Raw genomic sequence first — 24,379 nt, forward strand, 5'->3', positions numbered from 1 at the left:
TCTCAAAAATGGCATTCATCACTTCCCTGGTCCTCGCGGCCTTCGCCGGCTATGTCGGTGCCTGGTACTTTGGTGCCATCGAGGGCAATTTCGCGCTCTTGCTGTTCCTGGCCACAGTGGTCACCGGCCTGTACTGGCTGGCCGAGCGCTTCTACTTCCTGCCTCGGCGCGAGCGTGCCGCCGCGGCGCTCGAGGCCTCCCTGAGCGAGCGCAACGCGCGCCTGGCCGGCCAGGGCATCACGCAGGTCGACACCGTCGACGCCAAGGCCAGCGAGCGGCTGCGGATGCAGCCCTGGTGGCTCGACTGGACGGCGGGGCTCTTCCCGGTGATCCTGGTGGTGTTCCTGCTGCGCTCGTTCCTGTACGAGCCCTTCAAGATTCCGTCGGGATCAATGATGCCCACGCTGCTCACGGGCGACCTGATCCTGGTGAACAAGTTCACCTACGGCCTGCGCCTGCCGGTCATCAACACCAAGATCACCGAGGGTACGCCGCTGGCGCGCGGCGACGTGGTGGTGTTCCGCTACCCGCCCAAGCCGAGCATGGACTACATCAAGCGCGTGGTCGGCATCCCGGGCGACGAGGTGGCCTACCTGAATAAGAAGCTCACGATCAACGGCCAGCCGGTGTCCAAGAACCCGATGCCCGACTATCTCGACAGCGAGTCGATGCGTCTGCTCAGGCAGTTCAGCGAAGACCTCGGCGGCAAGCAGCACAGGCTGCTCAACGACGATGCCGGTCCGGCTTTCGTGCAGGGCGCGACCGACTTTCCGTACCGCGAGAACTGCCGCTACTCCGTTGAAGGCGTGGTGTGCAAGGTGCCGGCCGGCAACTACTTCATGATGGGCGACAACCGCGATAATTCGGCGGACTCCCGTTTCTGGGGCTTCGTTCCGGACAAGAACATCGTGGGCAGGGCGTTCTTCGTCTGGATGAACTTCGGCGACCTGGGTCGCATCGGTCCATTCCAATAAGCAGTCAGCATTGTTCGAGGGGTAAGAGGGCATGAGAACAAATCGGTCCATCCGCAGCAGGGCCGCGCACCAGCGCGGCATCTCGTTCATCGGTCTGGTGTTTGTCGCCGTGGTGCTGGGTTGCGTCGGCGTCGTCGTCGCGCAGGTCATCCCGACGCTGATCGAATGGCAGGCCATCGACAAGGCCGCCAACAAGGCCAAGGAAGGCACCACCGTGCCCGAAGTGCGCGCCATCTTCGATCGGGCCCAGGCCATCGACGACTTCCAGTCGGTCTCGGGCAAGGACCTCGACATCAAGAAGGTCGGCGACAAGGTGGTCGTCTCGTATGCCTACGAGCGCGAGATTCCCTTGTTCGGGCCGGCCTATCTGGTGCTCAAGTACAAGGGCCAGACCCGCTGAACGCGGCGACACGCAAGGTGGACGGCGGCCTCACGGCGCTGCAGGAGCGCCTCAAGCATTCGTTCTCCGACGCGCGGCTGCTCCAGCTCGCGCTCACGCACCGCAGTTTTTCGGCCGACCACAACGAGCGCCTGGAGTTCCTTGGCGACTCGGTGCTCAACCTCGCGGTCTCGCACCTGCTCTACACCCGCCTCTCGGCCCTGCCCGAAGGCGACCTGTCGCGCGTGCGGGCCAACCTGGTCAAGCAGGACACCCTGCACCGCCTGGCGCTGGAACTGCAGCTGTCGCCGCTGCTGCGGCTCGGCGAGGGCGAGGCGCGCTCCGGCGGGCCCAACCGGCCCTCGATCCTGGCCGACGCGCTCGAAGCGCTGATCGGCGCGGTCTACCTCGATGCCGGCTTTTCGGCCGCCGAGGCGCTGGTGCGGCGGCTCTACGAGTCGGTCGAGATCAATCCGCGCATGGACGCGGTGGCCAAGGATCCGAAGACCGAATTGCAGGAATGGCTGCAGGGTCACAAAATGAAGCTGCCGGTGTACCGCGTGGCGGCCACGCTCGGCGCAGCGCACAAGCAGACCTTCGATGTCGAGTGCGAGGTGCCGGAGCTGGGCCTGCGCGAACGCGGCATCGGTGGTTCGCGACGTGCCGGCGAGCAGGCTGCCGCGGCGGCCATGTTGATCCGGCTCAAGGCACGCGGGGCCGCGTGAAACCAGAATGAACGACGCTATCAATTCAGCAGCAGACTCCCAGGGCCCGGCGGGCGATACGGGCGCAAGCGGCCCTCAGCACTGCGGCCTGATCGCCATCGTCGGCAAGCCCAATGTGGGCAAGTCGACGCTGCTCAATGCGCTGGTGGGCCAGAAGATCAGCATCACCTCGCGCAAGGCGCAGACCACGCGGCACCGCATCACGGGCATGCGCACGCTGGGCGCCACGCAGTTCGTGTTCGTCGATACGCCGGGTTTCCAGACCCTGCATGCGAACGCGCTGAACAAATCGCTCAACAAGACCGTGCAGGGTGCGGTCGGCGACGTGGACCTGATTCTTTTCGTGGTCGAGGCCGGCAGCTTCACGCCGGCCGACGAGCGGGTGCTCAAGCTGCTCGGCAAGGGCATTCCGACCGTGCTGCTGGCCAACAAGCTCGACAACGTGCACCGCCGCGGCGACATCGCGCCCTGGCTGCAGAGCATGCAGGCGAAGCACTCCTTCGCTGAGTTCGTGCCCATGTCGGCCAAGAACCCGAAGGACGTCGAGCGCCTGTTCGGCATCTGCGAGAAGTACCTGCCCGAACAGCCCTGGTTCTACGCCGAGGACGAGCTCACCGACCGCAGCGAGAAGTTCCTCGCGGGCGAGCTGGTGCGCGAGAAGCTGTTCCGCCTGACCGGCGACGAGCTGCCCTACACCTCGACCGTGATCATCGACAAGTTCGAGGAAGAGCCGCCGCAGAAAAAGGGCCAGAAGCGCCTGCTGCGCATCGCGGCCACCATCGTGGTGGAACGCGACGGCCACAAGGCCATGGTGATCGGCGACAAGGGCGAGCGCATCAAGCGCATCGGCATGGAAACCCGGGTCGAGCTCGAGAAGCTGGCCGACGCCAAGGTTTTCCTCGAACTGTGGGTCAAGGTGCGGTCCGGCTGGGCCGACGACGAAGCCCGCGTGCGCTCGTTCGGCTACGAATGAAGTGGCAACTGCCCACCGCGTTTCGCACGAACCGGCGTACGTGCTCCATCGCTACGACTGGAGCGAGTCGAGCCTGATCCTCGAGGTCTTCACCCGCCACCACGGGCGCATCGCGCTGGTGGCCAAGGGGGCGAAGCGGCCGAGCTCCAATTTCAGGCCGGTGCTGCTGCCGCTGCAGCCGCTGCAGCTCAACTACGGCGGCGACGCCGAGATCCGCACGCTCAAGGGCGCCGAGTGGATGGGCGGCCATGTCATGCCGACCGGCGAGGCGCTGCTGTCGGGCTACTACGTCAACGAACTGCTGCTGCGCCTGCTGGCGCGGGACGATGCCCACGAGGCGCTGTTCGATGCCTATGCGGGCGTGGTCCAGGTGCTGGCGGGCGACCACGCCGGCGCGCAAGCCGCCACCCAGGCTGCCGCGCTGCGCGCCTTCGAGCTGCTGCTGCTGCGCGAAGTGGGCCTGCTGCCGTCGCTCGACGCGCAGACCCTCACGCTCGAGCCGCTGGTGGCCGACGCCCGCTACACCCTGGTGCCGGAAGCCGGCCTGCGGCTGGCGGGCGAGGACGAGGCGGCGCTGGCCGGTGCCGGCTGGCAGTCGCTGCAGGGCGTGCTCGACGATCGCGCGCCCTTCACGGCCACGCTGCGCGAGATCGCCACCATGAATGCCGGCAGCAACAGCGCCCTCAGGAACCAGCTGCGCGCCCTGCTCAACTACCATTGCGGTGTGTCCACGCTGCGCACGCGGCAGATGATGAGAGATTTGCAAGCCCTATGAGCACTTCCGGCCAATCCGCTACCACCTCGCTGTCGGTCAACCTCAACAAGGTGGCCCTGGTGCGCAATACGCGCGCTCTCGGCATTCCGAGCGTGATCACCGCCGCCAAGGCCTGCCTTGCCGCCGGAGCGCAGGGCATCACCGTGCACCCGCGGCCCGACGAGCGCCACATCCGGCCGCATGACGTGAGCGACCTGGCCGCGCTGCTGGCCAGGGACTGGCCCGCGATCGAGTTCAACATCGAAGGCAACCCCTTCCACAACCTGATGGACTTCGTGCGCGCGTTGAAGCCGCACCAGGCCACCTTCGTGCCCGACAGCGAAACCCAGTCGACCAGCGACCATGGCTGGAGCTTCCCCGAAGACGCCGACCGGCTGCGCCCGCTGATTGCCGAAGCCCAGGCCCTGGGCGTGCGCGTGAGCCTGTTCATGGACCCCATTCCCGAAATGATGGCCGCAGCCAAGGCGGTGGGCGCCGACCGCGTCGAGCTCTATACCGAAGGCTATGCCGCATCGCGCGGCACGCCAAACGAGCAGGCCGTGCTGGCGCGCTATGTCGAAGCGGCACGCGCGGCGCAGGCGGCGGGCCTCGGCCTCAATGCGGGCCATGACCTGAGCCGCGACAACCTCACGCCGTTCCTGCGCGCGGTGCGCGGCGTCCAGGAAGTTTCCATCGGGCATGCCTTCATCGCCGATGCGCTCGAACTCGGCTACGCCGCCACCACCAAGGAATACCTGCGCTGCATCGAAGAAGCGCAGTGAACGCTGGAGCGGCATGATCTACGGCATTGGTACCGACATCTGCGACCTGCGGCGCATCGCCGCAACGTTCGAGCGCCAGGGCGAGCGCTTCGCCCACCGGGTGCTCAGCGACGCCGAATTCGCGGTCTGGAAGGCCCGCAGCGAGCGTTGGCCCAAGCGCGGCCTGAGCTACCTCGCCACGCGTTTTTCCGCCAAGGAGGCCTTCAGCAAGGCCATCGGCCTGGGCATGCGCATGCCGATGAGCTGGCGCCTGTGCGAGATCGCCAACCTGCGCAGCGGCAAACCGGTCATCGTGCTGCATGGCGAACTCAAGGAGTGGTTCGAGGCCAGAGGCCTCACGGCCCACGTCACCGTGACCGACGAAACCGAATATGCCGCGAGCTTCGTGGTAGTGGAGAAGCCATGACCGCTGGGCCCACCCGTTCCCATGCGCCGCTGATCATCGACGTGGCGGCCACCGGGCTGAACGACGCCGACCGCCGGCGCATCGCCAACCCGCTGGTCGGCGGCGTGATCCATTTCGCCCGCAACTGGCAGGACCGTGCGCAGATGGGCGCGCTCAATGCCGAGATCAAGGCGATCCGCCCCGACCTGCTGATCTGCGTGGACCACGAAGGCGGGCGCGTGCAGCGCTTTCGCACCGACGGCTTCACGCGCCTGCCTTCGATGCGCTCGCTGGGCGAGTTGTGGATGCGCGATGCCATGCGCGCGACGCAGGCCGCAACGGCCGCCGGCCAGGTGCTTGCCGCCGAACTGCGCGCCTGCGGCGTCGACTTCAGCTTTGCGCCGGTGCTCGACCTGGACTACGGCGGCAGCAGCGTGATCGGCGACCGCAGCTTCCACCGCGATCCGCGCGTGGTGGCGCTGCTGGCCAAGAGCGCGATGCACGGCATGCTGCAGATGGGCATGCGCAACTGCGGCAAGCACTTTCCGGGGCACGGCTTCGTCACCGCCGATTCGCACGTGGAAATTCCGGTCGACCGGCGCGGCCTCAAGGCCATCCTGGCCGACGATGCGCGGCCTTACGACTGGCTCGCAGGCACGCTCACGGCGGTGATGCCGGCGCACGTGATCTATCCGAAGGTCGACAAGCGGCCCGCGGGCTTTTCGTCCAGGTGGCTCAAGGACATCCTGCGCAGCCGGCTGGCCTTCGATGGCGCCATCTTCAGCGATGACCTGAGCATGGAAGCGGGGCGCTACATCGACGGCGAGCTGCTGAGCTATGCCGATGCCGCGCTGGCGGCGCTCGATGCGGGCTGCGACCTGGCGATGCTGTGCAACCAGAGCATCGGCGATGGCCGGACGCTCGACGAACTGCTCGACGGCTTTGCCGCGGCGGCCAGGGCAGGGCGCTGGAAGCCCGATGCAAAGAGCGAAGCACGCCGGCGGGCGCTGCTGCCGGAAACGCCGCCGCCCGACTGGAACGCGCTGGTCGATTCGGCGGGGTACCGGCACGCGAGGCAGGAGCTCGCGCAGGCCGGGCTCGCAGCGCCGCACGGCGCCTGAGGGACGGCTACGGCGTAGCCGGAGCCGGCAGCGAGCTCGCCCACAGGCGCTCGCCACCCGAATCCAGGTGCGTCAGGTACAGCCGGACGTCGAATTCGAGCCGGTGGTAGTCCGGCTCCATGTGCTCGCAGAGCGCATAGAAGCTCTTGTCATGGTCCCGCTCCTTCATGTGCGCGAGCTCATGGACCACGATCATGCGCAGCCATTCCAGCGGCACTTCCCTGAACAGGCTCGCCACCCGGATTTCGCGCTTGGTCCTGAGCTTGCTGCCCTGCACGCGCGAAACGGTGGTGTGGGTGCCGAGCGCGTTGCGGATCACATGCAGCTTGCTGTCGAACGCCACCTTGGAAAGGGGCGGGGCCTTGCGCATGAAATCGCTCTTGAGTGCGCTCACGTAGTCGTAGAGTGCACGGTCCGTCTGCACCTCGTGCAGGGGGCCGGGATAGCGCTTGCGCAGCAGGGGAGCGAGCCCTTCGGTGGCGACCAGCTGCTGCACCTGCGCCAGCAGCGCGGGTGGGTAGCCCGCGAGGTATTTCATGCCACCGGTCCCGCGCAGGCGAGCCCGGTCGCCACGCCGCCGAACAGGTCGCCCTCGACGAGGGTCACGCCTGCGAAGCTCCTGCGCAAGGCCTGCTGGAACGGCCGCAGCGCCGAGGAGCCGCCCGTCAGGTAAATCGCGTCGAGGTCGCCGCTGCGCAGCCCGGCGCGCTTGACGCAGGCATGCGCGCAGGCAATCACGTTCTCGAGCAGCGGAGAAAGCTGCTGCGCCATGTCGGCGGGCGAGAGCGAGGCGGCCAGGCCCGGCTCGGCGCACGAGAGGTCGATGGCGGTGGCCGCATCGTTCACCGAGGCATCGATCTTCGCCTGCTCGACCTCGCTCGCGATGCGGTGGCCGTGCCGCTCTTCGAGCACCGTCATCAGCCGGTCGTGCAGCCGCGTGTCGCTGTAGCTGGTGCGCAGGTCCTTCGCCTGCCGCACCGCCTTGGCGGCATAGAGCCAGTTGATCAGGTGCCAGGACGAAAGCTCGAAGAACACCTTGCTCGGCACTTCGCGCCCCTGCGCGCCCGTATGGCGAAAGCCGAATTCCGGCATGACGCGGTCGAGGTTGAGGCGCTGGTCGAAGTCGGTGCCGCCAATGTGCACGCCGCTGGTGGCCAGCACGTCGCTGCTGCGGTCCTCGCGCGCGGCGCGGTCGGGGCCCACGCGCACGACGGTGAAGTCGGAGGTGCCGCCGCCAACGTCGACGATCAGCACCAGCGACTCCTTCGCGATGCGCTGTTCGTAGTCGAAGGCCGCGGCAATCGGCTCGAGCTGAAAGGCGATGTCGCGGAAGCCGGCCGCGCGGGCCGCGTGGCGCAGGCTTTCTTCGGCGCGCTCGTCGCGTTTGGAATCGTCATCGACAAAGTGCACGGGCCGGCCAATCACCACGCGCTCGGGCACCCGGCTCAATTCGCGGCCCGCGCGCACCGCGAGCTCGCGCAGGAAGCGCGCGATGATGTCCTCGAAGCTCACGAGGCCGTCGTAGATGGCCGTTTTCTCCTGCATCAGCGCGCTGCCGAGCAGGCTCTTGAGCGAGCGCATCAGGCGGCCTTCGACGCCCGCAAGGTAGAGCGCCACCGCCTCGCGGCCGAAATGCGTCGTGCGGTCTTCGGCGTTGAAGAAGATCGCGGTCGGCAGCGTGGTGGCCGCGCCTTCGATGGGCAGCAGCCGGGCCGCGCCGTCGACCCGGCAGGCCACGGCGGAATTGGAGGTGCCGAAGTCGATGCCGATCGTCGGCAGCGACGACGGTGACTTCACGCTCAAGATTCCCTGCGCAGCGCCGGGAACAGGATCACGTCGCGGATGCTCGGCGAATCGGTCAGCAGCATCATCAGCCGGTCGATGCCGATGCCGCAGCCACCGGTGGGCGGCATGCCGTACTCGAGCGCACGCACGAAGTCGTGGTCGTAGAACATGGCTTCGTCGTCGCCGCTGTCCTTGGCGGCCACCTGCGCGTTGAAGCGCGCGGCCTGGTCCTCGGCGTCGTTGAGCTCGCTGAAGCCGTTGCCGAACTCGCGGCCCGTGATGTAGAGCTCGAAGCGCTCGGTGACCTCGGGGCGCTCGTCGTTGGCGCGCGCCAGCGGCGAGATCTCGGTCGGGTGCTCCATGATGAAGGTCGGCTGCCAGAGCTTCTCTTCCACCGTCTCTTCGAAGTACATCACCTGCAGGCTGGCGAGGCTGCGCTGCGAGAGCTTGTCCTTCTCTTCGTTCAAGCCGAGCTTGCGCAGCGCGTTGACGAGCCAGGCGCTGTCGTCGACGCCGGTGCTGGCGTCCGTGTACTTGAGGATGGCTTCGCGGATCGTCAGACGCTCGAAGGGCTGCGTCAGGTCGACCGGCTTGCCCTGGTAGGTGAGCTGCTGCGTGCCCACGGCCTTGTCGGCGATGGTGCGGATCAGCGTCTCGGTGAAGTCCATCAGGTCGCGGTAGTTCCAGTAGGCCGCGTAGAACTCCATCATCGTGAACTCGGGGTTGTGCCGCACCGAGATGCCCTCGTTGCGGTAGCTCCGGTTGATCTCGAACACGCGCTCGAAGCCGCCGACGATCAGGCGCTTGAGATACAGCTCGGGCGCGATGCGCAGGAACATCTCCTGGTCGAGCGCGTTGTGGTGCGTCTTGAAGGGCTTGGCATTGGCGCCGCCGGGAATCGGGTGCAGCATCGGCGTCTCGACTTCGAGGAAGCCGTGGGCCACCATGAACTCGCGCAGCGCGCTCACGGCCTTGCTGCGCGCGGTGAAGCGCACGCGGGCGGTTTCGTCGGTGATCAGGTCGACGTAGCGCTGGCGGTACTTCTGCTCCTGGTCGGCCATGCCGTGGAACTTGTCGGGCAGCGGGCGCAGGCTCTTGGTGAGCAGGCGCAGCCTGGTGACCTTGACCGACAGCTCGCCGGTCTTGGTCTTCATCAGCGTGCCCTCGGCGCCCACGATGTCGCCCAGGTCCCAGCGCTTGAACTCGGCGTAGGCCTCTTCGCCGATGGCATCGCGCGTGACGTAGAGCTGGATGCGGCTGGTCGCGTCCTGCACGGTGGCGAAGCTGGCCTTGCCCATCACGCGCTTGAGCATCATGCGGCCGGCCACGCTCACGGCGATGGCCTGCGCCTCGAGGGCTTCGGCATCGGCGGCGCCATGCGCCTCGATCAGCGCGGCGGCGCGGTGGCCCGGCTTGAAGTCGTTCGGGAACGCGACCCCCTTGCCCTCGGCCTGGGCGGCGCGCATCAGCTTGAGCTTTTCGCGGCGCTCCGCGATGAGCTGGTTGTCGTCGACGGCGGGCGCGGCGGCGGGAGCCGCGGCGGGCGTGGGAATGGAGGGGATCAGGTGGTCGGACATGAAGAGCGGGTGGGGGCGCAACAAAAGCGAGCGCAACCGGGCATTTTAGCCGATCGGGTGCAAACGGAACCGGCCTCCAGTGCCCGCCAATCCTGCGCGAAACGCTATGAAAGAAGTAGCAATCTATTCAGTGATGCCCGCACGTGCCAGCAGATCGCTGACCAGTTCGAGCCGCATCAGCGGACTGTCGAGTTCCATGAGCCGCTGCCGCAGTTCGAGCTGCATGGGCACCAGTTCGCACCAGCGGTTGGCCACCCAGCCGCAATCGTCGAAGCGGTAGGGCTCGCCGATGGGCAGGCGCAGGGCCTCGGCGCCCTGTACGTGGCGGCGTTCTTCGAGGGTGTCGACGAGGCGCCGCAGCGCCGTGGCGGTGTGCTGGAGGTCGCCTGGAATTTCGAGCGCGGTGTCTTCGGCCATGGCTTCCACTTCGGCAACCCACAAGCCGTATTTCTGCAGTTCGGCGGCGCGGACCCGGAAGCGCTGCGTGCCGACGCACTCGATCTGCAGCAGGCCGCTCTGCGGCGAGTCGAATTCGCGGATGACCGCCAGCGTGCCGACGGCTGCGAAGCTCTCCGCCTCGGCGCCGGCCTTGCGCACTTCGCTGCCGCTCGTGAGGCTGACCACGCCGAAGGGGGCGCCGGCCTTGCGGCATTTGCCGATCATGTCGAGATAACGCACCTCGAAAATGCGCAGTGGAAGCACGCCGTCCGGAAACAGAACGGTGCCGAGCGGGAACAATGGCAGTGAATGCAAAAGGGGCTGTGTCGTCATCAAGGAACCTTGCATGGCTATCATCGCATTCCCCTCACGACCACGCCCCATGCTCTACCAGATCCCCTCGTTCCTTCTCGACGTGATCGTCGGCCTGCTCGGCGGCGCCTGCCTGCTGCGCCTTTACATGCAGTACCACCGCGTGCCTTTCGGCAATCCGCTCGGGCGCTTCATCTTCGCGATCACCGACTGGATCGTGCTGCCGCTGCGCCGCATCGTGCCGCCGGTGAAGCGCTGGGACCTGGCGAGCGCCATTGCGGCCTGGCTGCTCGTGCTGGCGAAGTTCCTGCTGCTGTGGCTCTTGATCGGCAACCTGGGGCGGATCGCCGCCTTGCCGCTGGTTTCGCTGGTGGGGCTGCTGCAGCTCGCGGTTTCTGGCCTCACGGCGCTGCTGGTGGTCTATGCCGTGCTGTCGTGGATACCGGGCGCGTCGCCGATGCTGCTCGACCTCATTTCCCGGCTGGCCGAACCGCTGGTGCGGCCGTTTCGGCGGTTCATTCCGCTGATCGGCGGCGTGGACCTGTCGCCCCTGGCCGCCATCGTGGTGCTGCAGGTGATTGCGATCGTGCTGGGCAACCTGCTGGTCTGGGCTTACCGGCTGGGCGCCTGAGCGATCTCCTGGTCAGCTGACTGCGTCGGCCGGCTGGCGCAGCAGCATCGCGAGGGTGCTCGCAATGGTCTTGCGCAACTCGCGGCGGTCGCTGATGAAGTCGATTGCGCCCTTGGTCTGCAGGAACTCTGCGCGCTGGAAGCCTTCGGGCAGCGTCACGCGCACGGTCGATTCGATCACGCGCGGGCCGGCAAAGCCAATCAGCGCCTTGGGTTCTGCAATGACCACGTCGCCCACGAAGGCGAAGCCGGCCGAGACGCCGCCCATGGTCGGGTCGGTCAGCACGCTGATGTAGGGCAGGCCCTTCTTCGCGAGGCGGGTGAGCGCAGCGTTGGTCTTGGCCATCTGCATCAGCGACAGCAGGCCTTCCTGCATGCGCGCACCGCCCGTGGCGGTGAAGCAGATGAACGGCACCTTCTGCTCGATGGCGGTCTCGACGCCGCGCACGAAGCGCTCGCCGACCACGCTGCCCATGGAGCCGCCCATGAACTCGAATTCGAAGCAGGCCACGACCACACTGATGCTGTGGACCGAGCCGCCCATGACGACCAGGGCGTCGGTCTCGCCGGTGTTCTCCAGCGCTTCCTTGAGCCGTTCGGGGTACTTGCGGCTGTCCTTGAACTTGAGCGCGTCGACCGGCAGCACTTCCTGTCCCACTTCGTAGCGGCCTTCGGCGTCGAGGAAGGCGTCGAGCCGCGCGCGGGCGCCGATGCGGTGGTGGTGGCTGCAGCTCGGGCAGACGTTCTGGTTGTGTTCGAGGTCAGTCTTGTAGAGAACGGTCTCGCAGGCGGGGCACTTGATCCACAGGCCCTCGGGCACCTGGCGGCGCTCCGACGGGTCGGTTTGTGCGATCTTGGCGGGTAGCAGTTTTTCAAGCCAGCTCATAGGACTCCGAATTTTTCAGGAAGGATGCCTTCCTGACGATTAGCTCCCTCCCCCGCGTGCGGGAGAGGGGCTGGGGGTGAGGGGCAGCGTGATTATCGGCCAGCCGCGTTCTTGGGGGTAGCCGCCGGCAGCGCGTCCAGCGCCTCCCGGATGCCGGCCAGGAATTCGCGCACCGCGGGCACCACCTTCTCGCGCGGCTGTCCGTCAATCAGCTGGATGATCTTCGTGCCGATCACGACCGCATCGGCGGCCGAACCCACGGCCTGGGCGGTGCGCGCGTCGCGGATGCCGAAGCCCACGCCCACCGGAATGCTCACGTGCTCGCGGATGCGCGGGATCATCTGGCCGACCGCTTCGGTGTCGAGGTGGCCGGCGCCCGTCACGCCCTTGAGCGACACGTAGTAGACATAGCCGCTCGCGATGCGCGCGACCTGCGCCATGCGCTCGCTGGTGCTGGTGGGGGCGAGCAGGAAGATCAGGTCGATGCCCGCGGCCTTGAGGTCGGCGGCGAAAGCCTCGCACTCCTCGGGCGGGTAGTCGACCACCAGCAGGCCGTCGACGCCCGCGGCCGATGCGTCGCGGATGAAGGCTTTCTTTCCGTGCACGAGGTCGTAGCGCTCGACCGGGTTCGCGTAGCCCATCAGCACCACGGGCGTGGTCGCGTCCTTCTGGCGGAAGGCGGCCACCATGGCGAGCACCTGCTTCATGCCGACGCCAAGGGCCAGCGCGGCCTCACCGGCCTTCTGGATCACCGGGCCGTCGGCCATCGGGTCGGAAAACGGCACGCCGAGCTCGATCACGTCGGCGCCCGCCTCGACCATGCCGTGCATCAGCTCGGGCGTGATGTCGGCAAAGGGGAAGCCGGCCGTGACGTAGGGAATCAGGGCCCTGCGGCCTTGCGACTGGAGTGTCTTGAAGGTAGCGGCAATGCGGCCGGTACGGGCCCCCACGCTTGCCACTTCGTGTGCTGCGCTGCCCCCCGAGGGGGCGTTCGCACCTTGGAGCGGTCCTGCGGTGCTCATCACTTGCCTCCCTTCACGCTCAGGCCGCGCATCGAGGGCCGGTCGTAGAAATCGACGCCCGACAGGTCGGCGACGGTGCCGATGTCCTTGTCGCCGCGGCCCGAGAGGTTCACCAGGATCGACTGGTCCGGCCGCATGGTCTTGGCGAGTTTCATGGCGTAGGCCACGGCGTGGCTGGATTCGAGGGCCGGAATGATGCCTTCGGTGCGGCACAGGTAGTGGAAGGCTTCGAGCGCCTCGGTGTCGGTGATGCCGACGTACTCCGCGCGGCCGATGTCGGCCAGGTAGGCGTGCTCGGGGCCCACGCCCGGATAGTCGAGGCCGGCGCTGATGCTGTGGGTTTCGGTCACCTGGCCGTCCTCGTTCTGCAGCAGGTAGGTGCGGTTGCCGTGCAGCACGCCCGGGCTGCCGCGCAGGATGGACGCCGAGTGCTTGCCGCTGTCGAGCCCTTCGCCCGCGGCCTCCACGCCGATCAGGCGCGTGCCTTCGAACGGAATGTAGGGATGGAAGATGCCCATCGCGTTGCTGCCGCCGCCCACGCAGGCCACCACCACGTCGGGCTGTCGGCCCTCGGCTTCGCCGGTGATCCCTTGGGCCGCGAGCATGGCGGGCATCTGGTCGATGCACTCGGTGCCGATCACGCTCTGGAAGTCGCGCACCATGGTCGGGTAGGGGTGCGGGCCGGCCACGGTGCCGATGATGTAGAAGGTGTTCTCCACGTTCGTGACCCAGTCGCGCATGGCTTCGTTGAGGGCGTCCTTCAGCGTCTTGCTGCCCGACTCCACCGGCACCACGGTGGCACCCAGCAGGTTCATGCGGTAGACGTTGGGGCTCTGGCGCTTGACGTCCTGGCTGCCCATGTAGACCACGCATTCGAGGCCGTAGCGCGCGCAGATGGTGGCGGTGGCCACGCCGTGCTGGCCGGCGCCGGTCTCGGCGATGACGCGGGGCTTGCCCATGCGGCGCGCGAGCATCGCCTGGCCGATCACGTTGTTGATCTTGTGCGCGCCGGTGTGGTTGAGGTCTTCGCGCTTCAGGTAGATCTGCGCGCCGCCCATTTCGCGGCTGGTGCGCGCGGCGTGGTAGATCGGCGAGGGACGGCCGACGAAGTGCTTCAGCTCGTAGTGGAATTCGGCAAGGAAGGCCGGATCGTCCTTGAACCTGGCGTACGCGTCGCGCAGTTCGTTGATCGCGTGGGTGAGCGTTTCGCTCGCGAAGGTGCCGCCGTAATTGCCGAAATGGCCGGTGGCGTCGGGTTGCTGGTAGTTGCTTTGCATGGTTCTCGATCGGTGGGCCGCAGCCCGACATCGATCGGCTGCGGCGGCTAGCTGGAGAAGGACGCGTCGGCCGCCCTGACGGCTGCGACGAATTGCCGGATCTTGCCGGCGTCCTTCAGGCCCTTGTTCCCGGGACCGTCGATTTCGACGCCCGAGCTCACATCAACGGACAGCGTCTTGCAGCGCGTCCGCAGGATGCGAATGCCATCGCTCACGTTTGCAGGTGTGAGCCCACCACTCAAGACGAGGTGAGCGTCGACGGCGGGTGGAAGAAGTGACCAATCGAATGCCTTGCCGCCACCGCCATAACCTTCGACATGGGCGTCGAGCAGGATGGCCTGGGCGTGGGAGTAATCGGACGCGTATTTTACGAGGTCGAAGCCCGCTCCGGCGGCGCCCAGCGGAATACGGGCCGCGCGCATGTAGCGAAAGCGCCCCGGGCCGGTGGCCTGCTCGCACTGTTCGGGCGTTTCTTCGCCGTGGAACTGCGCGATCGCGCCCTTCATGCGCGAGAGGGCTGCTATGACTTTGGAAGCATCCTCGTTCACGAACAGCAGCACCGGCGTGATGAAGGGCGGCAGGCGGGAGGCGAGTTCGGCGGCGCGCTCGGCCGTCACGGCGCGGGGGCTTTTCGCGTAGAGCACGAAGCCGATGGCATCGGCGCCGGCCTCGATGGCGGCATCCACGTCGGCCTCGCGCGTGAGGCCGCAGATCTTGATGCGGGTGCGGGGAGCGGCAGTCATGGCGGCCCATCATAAGGAGCGCCGCCGGCCTGCAGCGTGGCCTCGGCCGGCAGACCCCACTTGGCGTCGTACAACGGCCCGAGAAAATACAACCCGTTGGCCGAGAAGGTCGGCGCCGCCACCTTGCGGCTGCGCGCCTCGAGCACCTCGGTGATCCATTCGGGCCGTTCGTCGCCGCGGCCGATGCGCACGAGGCAGCCCATCAGGTTGCGGATCATGTGGTGCAGGAAGGCATCGGCCTCGAACTCGAAATGCCAGCGGCAGCGGTCGCCGCTGCCGTGGCGCGTGATTTCGATGCGCCGCAGGTCCTTGACCGGCGAGCGCGCCTGGCAGGCCGAGGCGCGGAACGAGCTGAAGTCGTGCCGGCCCACCAGCAGGGCGGCGGCGGCGCGCATCGCATCGCCGTCGAGCGGATGCATCGACCAGCCGACCCGGCCCGAATCGAGGCTGGGCCGCACGGGCGACTGCGACAGCACGTAGAGATAGCGCCGCGCGAGTGCGCTGGCGCGGCAATGGAATTCGCCCGGCACCGGCTGGGCCCACTGCACGGCGATGTCGTCGGGCAGGAAGCGGTTGGTGCCGCGCACCCACGAGAAGGGCTCGCGTTCGACGGCGGTGTCGAAGTGCACCACCTGCATCAGCGCATGCACGCCGGCGTCGGTGCGGCCGGCGCACAGCGTGCCGATGGGCTGCGCCGCGAACTTGGCGAGGGCCGCCTCGAGCTTGTCCTGCACCGTGCGGCCCGAGCGCTGGCTCTGCCAGCCCTCGTACGCCTGGCCGTTGTAGCGGATGCCTAGCGCCAGCCTCACGAATTCAGGAAGAACAGCGGAAAAAGCCGCTCGTCAGCGCAGTTCGGCGAGCAATTGCCTCGCCTGCGACTTGAGGTCGCCGGCGCTTTCGGCTTCGACTTCCTCGACCAGCGAGCGGGCGCCTTCGACGTCGCCAATGGCCTGCAACTCGCGCGCCAGCGACAGCTTGACGGCATGGGGGCTCTCGTCGCCATCGTCGTCCTGCGCGGCTTCGGCAGCGGGCCTTCCTGCGGTTTCGGCGGTGCCGGCCACCGGGCGGGCGGGCAGGCCGGCCAGCGCGCTCATGTCGAATTCGATGAAGCCCGAGTCCGCGGGCAGGTTGCCGCGCAGCCCGGCCGGGCGGGTGTTGGCATCGGCTTCGCCGAGCGCGCCGGGGCGGGTGATCGGCGACAGCGCGCCGGGGGCGGTGTCGAAGTCGTTTTCCAGGTCGACCGGTGCCGTGGGCGCATGGGCATGGCCGTTGGACAGTGGGGCGCTGCTGGCGGCCGGCGGCGCATAGGCCGTCTTCGGCAGGCTGGCACTCACCGGGGCCGGGGCGGGTGCCGGCGGCTGGCTCAGGTCCAGATCGAAGTCCAGCGGCGCGACCGAGGGCACGAAGGCTGGCGTGGCCGCGACGGGCGCGGGCACCGGCGCTGGCGCGGGCTTGGCTGCTGCCGTGGCCAGGGCGCCCGCAAAGGCGGCGCTCTCGGCCGGGCTCACGCCGCGGGACGCGCCCGAGTCGTACAGCGGATTGCCCGGATCGAGGTCCTTGCCCATCTCGACCACGCGGTTCCAGTCGGCACCGGTGCCGTTGGTCAGCTTGTGCACTTCGGCCGCAAGGCCTTCATAGGCGCGGACGTCGCGGCGCTTGGCATGGATTTCGAGCAGCTTGAGGTGAATGGCCGTGCGGTCCGGATTCACGCGCAGGGCCTCGCGGAGGATCTCCTCGGCCTGCAGGTCGCGGCCGTAGGCCAGGTACACGTCCGCTTCGGCCACGGGATCGACATCGCCCGCATCGAGCTGGCTCGGCGAGTACGACAGCGACGACACGGTGGAATCGCCGCGCTGCTTGGTGTCGACCGATTCGCCGCCGCTGGCGCCGAAGAACGAGTCCTTCGGAATGCGGCTTTCGAGGAACACGCTCTCGCTCATTTCTTCGCGGCGGCGGCCCAGCACGCGGTACAGCAGGAAGCCGACCAGCAAGGCGATCAGCGCCGCGCCGCCGAGCATCAGCGGGTTGTCCATCAGCTCTTCGAAGAAGCCGCGCTCCACCGGAGGCGGCGGAGGCGCTGCCTTGACGACCGGCTTGGGCGCCGGTGCAGGGGCGGCGGCCGCGGCGCTTGCCGCCGCTGCGGGAGCGGCCGGCGCAGCTTCGGAAGTTGCAGCAGGCACGGGCTCGGCCGCCGGAGCGGCCGGTGCCGCTGCAGCTGGCGCGGGAGTCGCTGCGGGTGCTGCCGGTGCCGAAACAGCAGCGGGGGGCGTGGCGGGGGCGACGGGCGCAGCCACCGGGGCAGGGGCGGCGGCAGCAGGCGCCGCAGCGGCCGGTGCCGTGGTTGCGGCGACCCCCGGGTTGGGAACCGGAATGCCGGGGGCTGCCGGGGCGGGTGCCGGCGCCGAGCCAGCGGCTGGCGCCGCCGAACCGGTGGCTGCCTTGAGCTTGGCCAGTTCGTTGATGTTCTTCGACAGCTCGGCAACGCGGTTGTTGCTGTCCTGCGCCTGGCGGGCCTGCGCGACCTTTTCCTCGGCGGCGCGGGCTGCTGCGCTGCCCTGCGAGATCGTCAGCTTGTCAGGGGCGCTCGCCGCGGCGTTGCGGTCCTCGACATTGGCCTGCAGCTTGCCCGAAGCCTTGCGGTCGGCGGCGGCCACGTTGGACGTGGGTGCATTTTCGGCAAGGCGCTGGCGGTAGGCGCCGAAGTCGCGGCTCTGCGCAGTGATGGTGCGGCGCGCTTCCGACGGAAGAATGGCGCCGGCTTCGGCGGCGCTCGGCAGATCGAGCACGGCGCCGGCCTTCATGCGGTTGACGTTGCCGCCAACGAATGCATCGGGATTGGCAAGCAGGAGCGCCACCAGCATCTGGTCGAGCGAGATGTCGGCGGGCTTGTGGGCTCCGGCGATCTTGCTGGCGGTATCGCCGCGCTGGACCGTGACCTGTTCGCCGCCGCCAGCCGGGCGAGCCGGTGCTGTGGCGCCGGGCGCCTGCGGTGCGGCCGTGGCGGGCACCGGCGCGGCCGGGGCTGTAACCGGTGCGACGGGCGCGCGCTCGCGGCGTGCGCGTGCTGCCGCGGCAGCCGGACGTTCCACAGGCGGCGGCGTGCTCACCTGGGGCGTGGCGGGCGCGATGGACGCGCTCGGCGCCGCCTGGCGCGTGGCCGGCGGATCGAGCAACACGGTGTAGTCGCGCACCATCCGGCCCGACGAGCCGTTGGCTTCGAGCAGCAGGTCGACGAAGGGATCGTTGAGCGGACGGCTGCCGGTGAGCCGGACGACGTACTGGCCGCCCGCGCGGCGCTGCAGCGTGGCCTTGACGTCTCTCAACGCATCGTTGTAGGGGACGCCCGCGTTCTTGAAGGCGTCGGCACTGGCGACGTTGATCTTCAGGCTCTCCGCTTCGGCGGCAGCCATTTCGGTCACGTCGATTTCGGCGCGGAGCGGTTCGCCCAGTGCTGACTGCACCTTCAGCTGCCCGAGCGCGAAGGCGCTGGCGCCGGTGCTTGCAATACCCAGGACCACGGCGACGGCCGTACCCAGAACGGAGAGGCGAAGGCCGTTCAAGGGCAGGGAGGGGCGAGCGGCCGATGGGCGGGCCGCGGGCAACAAATGTCTTGTCATGCTGATAGGGGCGGCTCAGGCCCAGAATTTGTAAGAGGACGTTAGCATCATCACCGGGTACTGACAAGGCAGTGCGCCTGTTCTACCCAGTGCGCGCATACTTACGCACACATTCAGTGTTGCCGCATGGCAACACTTGGGGTCCATGGAGAGCCTGCGCGCCCCCATCAAGCCTCGAGCAGGATGCGCAGCATGCGGCGCAGCGGTTCCGCCGCACCCCACAGCAACTGGTCGCCGATGGTGAAGGCGCCGACGTACTCGGGGCCCATTGCCAGCTTGCGGATGCGGCCGACCGGGATGTTCATGGTGCCCGTCACCGCCACCGGCGTCAGGTCCCTCAGCGTTGCTTCACGGGTGTTCGGCACGACGCTGGCCCAGGGGTTGTCCGCGGCAATCATCGCTTCGATGTCGGCCACGGGCACGTCCTTCTTGAGCTTGAAGGTCAGCGCCTGGCTGTGGCAGCGCATCGCGCCGATGCGCACGCAGAAGCCGTCGACCGGCACGGCGGCGGTGCCGAAGCCCGCGCCCTGGCCGAGGATCTTGTTGGTTTCCGCGCCGGCCTTCCATTCTTCCTTGGACATGCCGTCGCCCAGGTCCTTGTCGATCCAGGGAATCAGCGAGCCGCCCAGCGGTGCGCCGAAGTTGGCGGTTTCGGAAGCGCTGAGGTTCTGCTGCCTGTGCAGCACCTTGCGGTCGATCTCGAGGATGGCCGACTTGGGGTCGTCGAGCAGCGCGCGCACCTCGGCGTTGAGCGTGCCGAACTGGGTCAGCAACTCGCGCATGTGCTGCGCGCCGCCGCCCGAAGCCGCCTGGTAGGTCATGCTGGTCATCCACTCGACCAGGCCCGCCTTGTAAAGGGCGCCCACGCCCATAAGCATGCAGCTCACGGTGCAGTTGCCGCCGATCCAGTTCTTGCCGCCCTTGGCGAGCGCGTTCTGGATCACCGGCAGGTTGACGGGATCGAGCACGATGACCGCGTCGTCCTGCATGCGCAGCGTGGAGGCGGCGTCGATCCAGTGGCCGCTCCAGCCGGCGGCGCGCAGCTTGGGGAACACCTCGCTGGTGTAGTCGCCGCCCTGGCAGGTGATGACGATGTCGCACTTCTTCAGTGCTTCGATGTCGTTCGCATCCTTGAGCGCGGTCTCGTTCCTGGCCATGGCCGGGGCCTTGCCGCCGGCGTTGGAAGTCGAGAAGAAGACCGGCTCGATGAGCCCGAAGTCGCCTTCGGCCTGCATGCGGTCCATCAGAACCGAGCCGACCATGCCGCGCCAGCCCACGAGGCCGACCAGAGGTTGAGATGCGTTCGCCATTTCAGTTTGCCCTTATGAAAAAAGAAAGAAGTTGTCTTTTCTTGCCCCCGACTCGTCGAGCCGGGGAGGGGCGTGACGAAGCGGGCTGCGGTTAGCCGGTAATCGTCTTTTTGGTGATTGCTGCAACAACCGCATCGCCCATTTCGCGGGTGCCGACGCGCTTGGTGCCTTCTGACCAGATGTCACCGGTGCGCAGGCCGGAGGCGAGCACGTGCTTGACCGCCGACTCGATCCGGTCGGCAGCTTCGGCTTGGTTGAGTGAAAAACGGAGCATCATGGCAGCGGACAGTATTGTAGCCAATGGATTGGCAACCCCTTTGCCGGCAATGTCGGGCGCGCTGCCGTGGCTGGGCTCGTACAGGCCCTGGTTGCTCGAATTGAGCGAGGCCGAGGGCAGCATGCCGATGGAGCCGGTGAGCATGGCGGCCTCGTCCGAGAGGATGTCGCCGAACATGTTGCCGGTGACGATCACGTCGAACTTCTTGGGTGCCTTCACGAGCTGCATGGCCGCGTTGTCGACGTACATGTGGTCGAGCTCGATGTCCGGATAGTCCTTGTGCACCTCGGTCACGATGTCCTTCCAGAACTGGAAGGTCTCCAGCACATTGGCCTTGTCGACGCTGGTCACGCGCTTGCTGCGCTTGCGTGCGGCCTCGAAGGCGACGCGGGCGATGCGCTCGACCTCGGGGCGCGAATAGCGCATGGTGTCGAAAGCCTCGTCGGCACCCGGAAAGTGTCCGTCGACGGCCGTGCGGCGGCCGCGCGGCTGGCCGAAGTAGATGTCGCCGGTCAGCTCGCGGATGATGAGGATGTCCAGGCCCGAAATCAGCTCGGGCTTGAGGCTCGAGGCACCCACCAGCTGCTCGTAGCAGATGGCCGGGCGGAAGTTCGCGAACAGGCCCAGGTTCTTGCGCAGGCCCAGGATGGCCTGCTCGGGCCGCAGCGGGCGGTCGAGCTTGTCGTACTTCCAGTCGCCGACCGCGCCGAACAGCACTGCGTCGGCTTCCTTGGCGAGCTTGAGCGTGGCTTCGGGCAGCGGGTGGCCGTGCGCTTCGTAGGCCGCGCCGCCGACCAGCGCCGTTTCCATCTCGAAAGAGAGGTCGAGCGCGTCGAGCACGCGGATGGCTTCGGCCACGATTTCGGTGCCGATGCCGTCGCCCGGGAGAACTGCGATTTTCATGATTGGGTCTGAGGTTTTTTGAAAAAGGAAATGCGGTCGATCACGAGATCATCGTGTGCGCGAGCCAGGGCTTCTGCGCCAGCCGCTCGGCCTCGAAGGCCTTGATCTTGTCCTTGTGGCGCAGCGTCAGGCCGATGTCGTCCAGGCCGTTGATCAGGCAGTACTTGCGGAAGGCCTGCACGTCGAACGCGAACTCGCTGCCATCGGGCTTCACGACCACCTGGCGTTCCAGGTCGATGGTGAGCGTGTAGCCGGGGAAGGCGAAGGTCTCATCGAACAGCTGCGCCACCTGGGCCTCGGGCAGCACGATCGGCAGCAGGCCGTTCTTGAAGCTGTTGTTGAAGAAGATGTCGGCATAGCTCGGCGCGATGATCGCGCGGAAACCGTACTGGTCGAGCGCCCACGGCGCATGCTCGCGCGACGAGCCGCAGCCGAAGTTCTTGCGCGCCAAAAGGATCGAGGCGCCGGCGTAGCGCGGCTGGTTCAGCACGAAGTCGGGGTTCGGCTTGCGGCTGGCCGGGTCCTGGCCCGGAAAGCCGGCGTCCAGGTAGCGCCATTCGTCGAACAGGTTCTGGCCGAAGCCGGTGCGCTTGATCGACTTGAGGAACTGCTTCGGAATGATCGCGTCGGTGTCGACGTTCTCGCGGTCCATGGGGGCCACGAGGCCCTTGTGCACGGTGAATTTCTGCATGTGTTGCTCCAGATCCGGATCAGGCGAAGGTGCGCACGTCGACGAAGTGGCCGTGCACCGCGGCCGCGGCGGCCATGGCCGGGCTCACGAGGTGGGTGCGGCCGCCGGCACCCTGGCGGCCTTCGAAGTTGCGGTTGCTGGTGGAGGCGCAGCGCTCGCCGGGCTCCAGGCGGTCGGCGTTCATGGCCAGGCACATCGAGCAGCCGGGCTCGCGCCATTCGAAGCCCGCGGCCTTGAAGATCAGGTCGAGTCCTTCGCGCTCGGCCTGCTCCTTCACCACGCCCGACCCGGGCACCACCAGCGCGAGCTTGACGTTCTTGGCCACTTTCTGGCCCAGCTTCTTCACCACGGCGGCGGCTTCGCGCATGTCCTCGATGCGGCTGTTGGTGCACGAGCCGATGAACACCTTGTCGACGAAGATGTCGTTCATCGCCTTGTTCGGCTCCAGGCCCATGTAGACCAGCGCGCGCTCGATGGCGCTGCGCTTGCTGGCGTCCTTTTCCTTGTCGGGATCGGGCACGCGGCCGTTGATGTCGACCACCATCTCGGGCGAGGTGCCCCAGGTGACCTGCGGCTGGATCTGCGTGGCGTCGAGTTCGACCACGGCGTCGAACGTGGCACCGGGGTCGGACTGCAGCGTGCGCCAGTAGGCCACGGCCTGGTCCCACTCCACGCCCGTGGGTGCAAGCGGCCGGCCCTTGACGTAGCTGATGGTCTTCTCGTCGACCGCCACCAACCCGGCGCGCGCGCCGGCTTCGATGGCCATGTTGCAGACCGTCATGCGGCCTTCCATGCTCAGGTCGCGGATCGCCGAGCCCGCGAACTCGATCGTGTAGCCCGTGCCGCCGGCCGTGCCGATCTTGCCGATGATGGCCAGCACGATGTCCTTGGCGGTGCAGCCGAAGGGCAGCTTGCCCTCGACCTTCACGAGCATGTTCTTCGCCTTCTTGCCGAGCAGCGTCTGCGTGGCCATGACGTGCTCGACCTCGCTGGTGCCGATGCCGTGCGCGAGCGCGCCGAAGGCGCCGTGGGTGGAGGTGTGCGAGTCGCCGCAGACCACGGTCATGCCGGGCAGCGTGGCGCCCGATTCGGGCCCGATCACGTGCACGATGCCCTGGCGCTTGCTCAGGAACGGAAAGAACGCGGCGGCGCCGAATTCCGCGATGTTCTTGTCGAGCGTGGTGACCTGCTCCTTGCTGGTCGGGTCGGCGATGCCTTCATAGCCGCGCTCCCAGCCGGTGGTCGGCGTGTTGTGGTCGGCCGTGGCCACCACCGAGCTGATGCGCCACAGCTTGCGGCCGGCCACGCGCAGGCCCTCGAAGGCCTGCGGGCTGGTGACTTCGTGCACCAGATGGCGGTCGATGTAGAGGATCGCGGTGCCGTCTTCCTCGGTGTGGACGACGTGTTCGTCCCAGATCTTGTCGTAGAGCGTGCGTGCCATGTCGTTCTCTTCTCTTGTCTTTCGTGGGGAGGTGGATTGTCTTGCGTTCTAGGCGGCGAGCGGCTCGGCGGCATCGTGGGCGGCCGTGGGCGTGTGCAGATGGTTGACCAGCGTGCGCGCGGCCACCGGCAGGGTGGAGAAGTCGCGCGCCACCAGGCGGATCTCGCGCCGGGACCAGGCGTCGTTCAGCGCCACGCTGCGCAGGCGGCTGCCGATGCCTGCCTGCAGCAGTTCGAAGGCGCGCTGCGGCATCACGCCGATGCCCAGCCCGTTGTCGATCATGCGGCACATCGCGTCGAGCCCGGTCACGTGGATGCGCAGCTTGACGCTGCGGCCCGCCTCGAGCGCGGCCTGGTGCATGGCCACGTAGATCGAGCTGTTGGTGTGCAGGCCGACATGGTCGAAATCGAGCGAGGCGGCGAAATCGATCGGCCCCTGCGTGGCCAGCGGGTGCCCGGCGGGCGCGATCAGCACGAGCCGGTCGTGGCGGTAGGGCAGCGTCTGCAGCTCGTTGGTGCCGTCGGGAATGTGGCAGATGCCGAGGTCGGCGGCGCCTTCCTGGACCGCGCGCACCACTTCGTTGCTCAGGTGCTCCTCGAGGTCGATCTTGATCGCATCGTGCTCGCGCGTGAAGGCGCCGAGGTCTTCCGGCAGAAACTGCACGATGGCCGAGATGTTGGCATGCACGCGCACATGGCCGCGCACGCCCTCGGCGTATTCGCTGAGCTCGCCCTGCATCTTCTCGAGGCTGTAGAGCACCGAGCGCGCATGGTGCAGCAGGCTTTCGCCCGCAGGGGAAAGATCGACGCCGCGCGCATGGCGGTAGAGGAGGGCGGTGCCCAGCGTGGCTTCGAGGTCCGACAGCCGCTTGCTGATGGCCGATGCGGCAATGAATTCGCGCTCCGCGGCGCGCCCGATGCTGCCGAGTTCACAAACGGCCACGAACAGCTGCAGCGACGTGAGGTCGATGCGCCGGGCGAAATTGCGTTCGGAAGGGGTCATACGGGTCTTGGCATCTCGTATGGAGATGGAAGCCCGTATTTTCCCCTTGTTTTCAGGCCTGAGTCATCGTCATGCGCGATGACATTACTGTCGGCGCGCGATGAGCAAAAGAGGCGTCATTGACGCTTCTTGGCCGAATCCTCCATCTTTTCACCTGCCTTCTGCACGTCCTGGCCGGCTCCCCTCCAAGTGTTGCAACCCGACAGTGGCACGGCAAGAGCAAATGCGACGGCGAACAATGCGACAAGCGATTTCATGATGAAACTCCTTCGACTAAGTGCTCTGCAGGCTATCGCCGGCTTCGCGGCGCCGGATGTCAGCCAAGACGCAAAAAAGCTGCCCGAGGGCAGCTTTCCGGCTTGAGCGCAAGCAGCG

The 24,379-nt window shown here is 67.5% G+C and carries 25 protein-coding genes; 9 read left to right on the top strand and 16 right to left on the bottom strand.

Going from position 1 to position 24,379, the window contains the following annotated elements; all coding sequences use genetic code 11:
- The first annotated feature begins 8 nt into the window (after window positions 1-8).
- Genes lepB through nagZ form a run of 8 tightly spaced genes read left to right on the top strand, consistent with a single transcriptional unit; the run spans window position 9 to window position 6,093 of the window.
- Window positions 9-974, top strand: coding sequence for a signal peptidase I (gene lepB, locus ACAM54_RS07340; RefSeq protein WP_145741447.1), 966 nt, complete (start codon window positions 9-11; stop codon window positions 972-974).
- A 31-nt stretch (window positions 975-1,005) separates the two neighbouring features.
- Entirely contained in the window at window positions 1,006-1,374 is a 369-nt protein-coding gene (locus tag ACAM54_RS07345) for a DUF4845 domain-containing protein (protein ID WP_027729515.1), read from the top strand.
- A 17-nt stretch (window positions 1,375-1,391) separates the two neighbouring features.
- Window positions 1,392-2,078 (top strand): ribonuclease III, encoded by a 687-nt coding sequence (rnc, locus tag ACAM54_RS07350; RefSeq protein WP_145741449.1) that lies wholly within the window; start codon window positions 1,392-1,394, stop codon window positions 2,076-2,078.
- Window positions 2,079-2,085: 7 nt separating this feature from the next.
- Window positions 2,086-3,051, top strand: coding sequence for a GTPase Era (era, locus tag ACAM54_RS07355; protein ID WP_145741451.1), 966 nt, complete (start codon window positions 2,086-2,088; stop codon window positions 3,049-3,051).
- Between the two features lies 1 nt (window position 3,052).
- On the top strand, window positions 3,053-3,826 hold the full coding sequence (gene recO / locus ACAM54_RS07360) for a DNA repair protein RecO (protein ID WP_369650300.1): 774 nt from the start codon (window positions 3,053-3,055) through the stop codon (window positions 3,824-3,826).
- The gene (locus tag ACAM54_RS07365; protein WP_209534759.1) at window positions 3,823-4,587 is read left to right on the top strand and encodes a pyridoxine 5'-phosphate synthase; all 765 of its coding nucleotides are present in this window, start codon (window positions 3,823-3,825) and stop codon (window positions 4,585-4,587) included. Before recO ends, ACAM54_RS07365 begins: the two co-directional genes overlap by 4 nt.
- 13 nt (window positions 4,588-4,600) lie before the next feature.
- Window positions 4,601-4,993, top strand: coding sequence for a holo-ACP synthase (acpS, locus tag ACAM54_RS07370; RefSeq protein ID WP_145741456.1), 393 nt, complete (start codon window positions 4,601-4,603; stop codon window positions 4,991-4,993).
- Window positions 4,990-6,093: a beta-N-acetylhexosaminidase gene (gene nagZ / locus ACAM54_RS07375; RefSeq protein WP_369650301.1), complete on the top strand. Its 1,104-nt coding sequence runs from the start codon at window positions 4,990-4,992 to the stop codon at window positions 6,091-6,093. Before acpS ends, nagZ begins: the two co-directional genes overlap by 4 nt.
- A 7-nt stretch (window positions 6,094-6,100) precedes the next feature.
- Here nagZ and ACAM54_RS07380 read toward each other — a convergent pair whose 3' ends face one another.
- The 4 genes from ACAM54_RS07380 to ACAM54_RS07395 all read right to left on the bottom strand — a co-directional run bounded on the left by ACAM54_RS07380 (window position 6,101) and on the right by ACAM54_RS07395 (window position 10,226).
- Complete coding sequence (locus ACAM54_RS07380; RefSeq protein WP_369650302.1) at window positions 6,101-6,631, bottom strand: M48 family metallopeptidase; 531 nt, start codon at window positions 6,629-6,631, stop codon at window positions 6,101-6,103.
- A complete protein-coding gene (locus ACAM54_RS07385; protein WP_369650303.1) occupies window positions 6,628-7,890 on the bottom strand; it encodes an Hsp70 family protein in 1,263 nt (420 codons plus the stop codon). Before ACAM54_RS07385 ends, ACAM54_RS07380 begins: the two co-directional genes overlap by 4 nt.
- 2 nt (window positions 7,891-7,892) lie before the next feature.
- Window positions 7,893-9,455, bottom strand: a complete 1,563-nt coding sequence (gene lysS / locus ACAM54_RS07390; RefSeq protein ID WP_369650304.1) for a lysine--tRNA ligase — start codon at window positions 9,453-9,455, stop codon at window positions 7,893-7,895.
- Window positions 9,456-9,578: 123 nt separating this feature from the next.
- A complete protein-coding gene (locus tag ACAM54_RS07395) occupies window positions 9,579-10,226 on the bottom strand; it encodes an LON peptidase substrate-binding domain-containing protein (RefSeq protein WP_369650305.1) in 648 nt (215 codons plus the stop codon).
- A 49-nt stretch (window positions 10,227-10,275) separates the two neighbouring features.
- On the opposite strand from ACAM54_RS07395, the gene ACAM54_RS07400 reads away from it, so the two are divergent.
- Window positions 10,276-10,836 carry a YggT family protein gene (locus ACAM54_RS07400; protein ID WP_307697515.1) on the top strand — a complete coding sequence of 187 codons (561 nt, stop codon included), beginning with the start codon at window positions 10,276-10,278 and terminating at the stop codon, window positions 10,834-10,836.
- Window positions 10,837-10,848: 12 nt separating this feature from the next.
- Here ACAM54_RS07400 and accD read toward each other — a convergent pair whose 3' ends face one another.
- The 12 genes from accD to ACAM54_RS07460 all read right to left on the bottom strand — a co-directional run bounded on the left by accD (window position 10,849) and on the right by ACAM54_RS07460 (window position 24,261).
- Window positions 10,849-11,721: an acetyl-CoA carboxylase, carboxyltransferase subunit beta gene (gene accD, locus ACAM54_RS07405; protein WP_012746558.1), complete on the bottom strand. Its 873-nt coding sequence runs from the start codon at window positions 11,719-11,721 to the stop codon at window positions 10,849-10,851.
- Between the two features lie 92 nt (window positions 11,722-11,813).
- Window positions 11,814-12,671 (bottom strand): tryptophan synthase subunit alpha, encoded by an 858-nt coding sequence (trpA, locus tag ACAM54_RS07410; protein ID WP_369650954.1) that lies wholly within the window; start codon window positions 12,669-12,671, stop codon window positions 11,814-11,816.
- 71 nt (window positions 12,672-12,742) lie between these two features.
- Window positions 12,743-14,020 (bottom strand): tryptophan synthase subunit beta, encoded by a 1,278-nt coding sequence (gene trpB / locus ACAM54_RS07415; RefSeq protein ID WP_369650306.1) that lies wholly within the window; start codon window positions 14,018-14,020, stop codon window positions 12,743-12,745.
- A 47-nt stretch (window positions 14,021-14,067) separates the two neighbouring features.
- The gene (locus tag ACAM54_RS07420) at window positions 14,068-14,763 is read right to left on the bottom strand and encodes a phosphoribosylanthranilate isomerase (RefSeq protein ID WP_369650307.1); all 696 of its coding nucleotides are present in this window, start codon (window positions 14,761-14,763) and stop codon (window positions 14,068-14,070) included.
- Window positions 14,760-15,572 carry a tRNA pseudouridine(38-40) synthase TruA gene (gene truA / locus ACAM54_RS07425; protein ID WP_145741470.1) on the bottom strand — a complete coding sequence of 271 codons (813 nt, stop codon included), beginning with the start codon at window positions 15,570-15,572 and terminating at the stop codon, window positions 14,760-14,762. The genes ACAM54_RS07420 and truA overlap by 4 nt, the downstream gene beginning before the upstream one ends.
- A gap of 33 nt (window positions 15,573-15,605) precedes the next feature.
- Window positions 15,606-18,380 carry a FimV/HubP family polar landmark protein gene (locus ACAM54_RS07430; protein WP_369650308.1) on the bottom strand — a complete coding sequence of 925 codons (2,775 nt, stop codon included), beginning with the start codon at window positions 18,378-18,380 and terminating at the stop codon, window positions 15,606-15,608.
- Between the two features lie 167 nt (window positions 18,381-18,547).
- Window positions 18,548-19,690 carry an aspartate-semialdehyde dehydrogenase gene (asd, locus tag ACAM54_RS07435; RefSeq protein WP_369650309.1) on the bottom strand — a complete coding sequence of 381 codons (1,143 nt, stop codon included), beginning with the start codon at window positions 19,688-19,690 and terminating at the stop codon, window positions 18,548-18,550.
- Window positions 19,691-19,781: 91 nt separating this feature from the next.
- Window positions 19,782-20,870: a 3-isopropylmalate dehydrogenase gene (leuB, locus tag ACAM54_RS07440; RefSeq protein WP_145741476.1), complete on the bottom strand. Its 1,089-nt coding sequence runs from the start codon at window positions 20,868-20,870 to the stop codon at window positions 19,782-19,784.
- A gap of 40 nt (window positions 20,871-20,910) precedes the next feature.
- Window positions 20,911-21,561, bottom strand: coding sequence for a 3-isopropylmalate dehydratase small subunit (gene leuD / locus ACAM54_RS07445; RefSeq protein WP_369650310.1), 651 nt, complete (start codon window positions 21,559-21,561; stop codon window positions 20,911-20,913).
- Between the two features lie 19 nt (window positions 21,562-21,580).
- On the bottom strand, window positions 21,581-23,002 hold the full coding sequence (gene leuC / locus ACAM54_RS07450) for a 3-isopropylmalate dehydratase large subunit (RefSeq protein ID WP_145741480.1): 1,422 nt from the start codon (window positions 23,000-23,002) through the stop codon (window positions 21,581-21,583).
- A 48-nt stretch (window positions 23,003-23,050) separates the two neighbouring features.
- Window positions 23,051-24,004 carry a LysR substrate-binding domain-containing protein gene (locus ACAM54_RS07455; protein WP_369650311.1) on the bottom strand — a complete coding sequence of 318 codons (954 nt, stop codon included), beginning with the start codon at window positions 24,002-24,004 and terminating at the stop codon, window positions 23,051-23,053.
- A gap of 116 nt (window positions 24,005-24,120) precedes the next feature.
- Window positions 24,121-24,261 carry an entericidin A/B family lipoprotein gene (locus tag ACAM54_RS07460; RefSeq protein WP_145741484.1) on the bottom strand — a complete coding sequence of 47 codons (141 nt, stop codon included), beginning with the start codon at window positions 24,259-24,261 and terminating at the stop codon, window positions 24,121-24,123.
- Window positions 24,262-24,379: the final 118 nt, after the last annotated feature.

It is taken from the genome of Variovorax sp. V93, from assembly GCF_041154485.1.
GTDB classification, from domain to species: Bacteria; Pseudomonadota; Gammaproteobacteria; order Burkholderiales; family Burkholderiaceae_C; genus Variovorax; species Variovorax beijingensis_A.

Coding starts and splice junctions, on each gene's coding strand:
- lepB (WP_145741447.1), top strand. CDS start 9: ATGGCATTCATCACTTCCCTGGTCCTCGCGGCCTTCGCCGGCTATGTC.
- ACAM54_RS07345 (WP_027729515.1), top strand. CDS start 1,006: ATGAGAACAAATCGGTCCATCCGCAGCAGGGCCGCGCACCAGCGCGGC.
- era (WP_145741451.1), top strand. CDS start 2,086: ATGAACGACGCTATCAATTCAGCAGCAGACTCCCAGGGCCCGGCGGGC.
- ACAM54_RS07365 (WP_209534759.1), top strand. CDS start 3,823: ATGAGCACTTCCGGCCAATCCGCTACCACCTCGCTGTCGGTCAACCTC.
- acpS (WP_145741456.1), top strand. CDS start 4,601: ATGATCTACGGCATTGGTACCGACATCTGCGACCTGCGGCGCATCGCC.
- nagZ (WP_369650301.1), top strand. CDS start 4,990: ATGACCGCTGGGCCCACCCGTTCCCATGCGCCGCTGATCATCGACGTG.
- ACAM54_RS07380 (WP_369650302.1), bottom strand. CDS start 6,631: ATGAAATACCTCGCGGGCTACCCACCCGCGCTGCTGGCGCAGGTGCAG.
- lysS (WP_369650304.1), bottom strand. CDS start 9,455: ATGTCCGACCACCTGATCCCCTCCATTCCCACGCCCGCCGCGGCTCCC.
- ACAM54_RS07395 (WP_369650305.1), bottom strand. CDS start 10,226: ATGACGACACAGCCCCTTTTGCATTCACTGCCATTGTTCCCGCTCGGC.
- ACAM54_RS07400 (WP_307697515.1), top strand. CDS start 10,276: ATGCTCTACCAGATCCCCTCGTTCCTTCTCGACGTGATCGTCGGCCTG.
- accD (WP_012746558.1), bottom strand. CDS start 11,721: ATGAGCTGGCTTGAAAAACTGCTACCCGCCAAGATCGCACAAACCGAC.
- trpB (WP_369650306.1), bottom strand. CDS start 14,020: ATGCAAAGCAACTACCAGCAACCCGACGCCACCGGCCATTTCGGCAAT.
- ACAM54_RS07420 (WP_369650307.1), bottom strand. CDS start 14,763: ATGACTGCCGCTCCCCGCACCCGCATCAAGATCTGCGGCCTCACGCGC.
- ACAM54_RS07430 (WP_369650308.1), bottom strand. CDS start 18,380: ATGACAAGACATTTGTTGCCCGCGGCCCGCCCATCGGCCGCTCGCCCC.
- asd (WP_369650309.1), bottom strand. CDS start 19,690: ATGGCGAACGCATCTCAACCTCTGGTCGGCCTCGTGGGCTGGCGCGGC.
- leuB (WP_145741476.1), bottom strand. CDS start 20,870: ATGAAAATCGCAGTTCTCCCGGGCGACGGCATCGGCACCGAAATCGTG.
- leuD (WP_369650310.1), bottom strand. CDS start 21,561: ATGCAGAAATTCACCGTGCACAAGGGCCTCGTGGCCCCCATGGACCGC.
- leuC (WP_145741480.1), bottom strand. CDS start 23,002: ATGGCACGCACGCTCTACGACAAGATCTGGGACGAACACGTCGTCCAC.
- ACAM54_RS07455 (WP_369650311.1), bottom strand. CDS start 24,004: ATGACCCCTTCCGAACGCAATTTCGCCCGGCGCATCGACCTCACGTCG.
- ACAM54_RS07460 (WP_145741484.1), bottom strand. CDS start 24,261: ATGAAATCGCTTGTCGCATTGTTCGCCGTCGCATTTGCTCTTGCCGTG.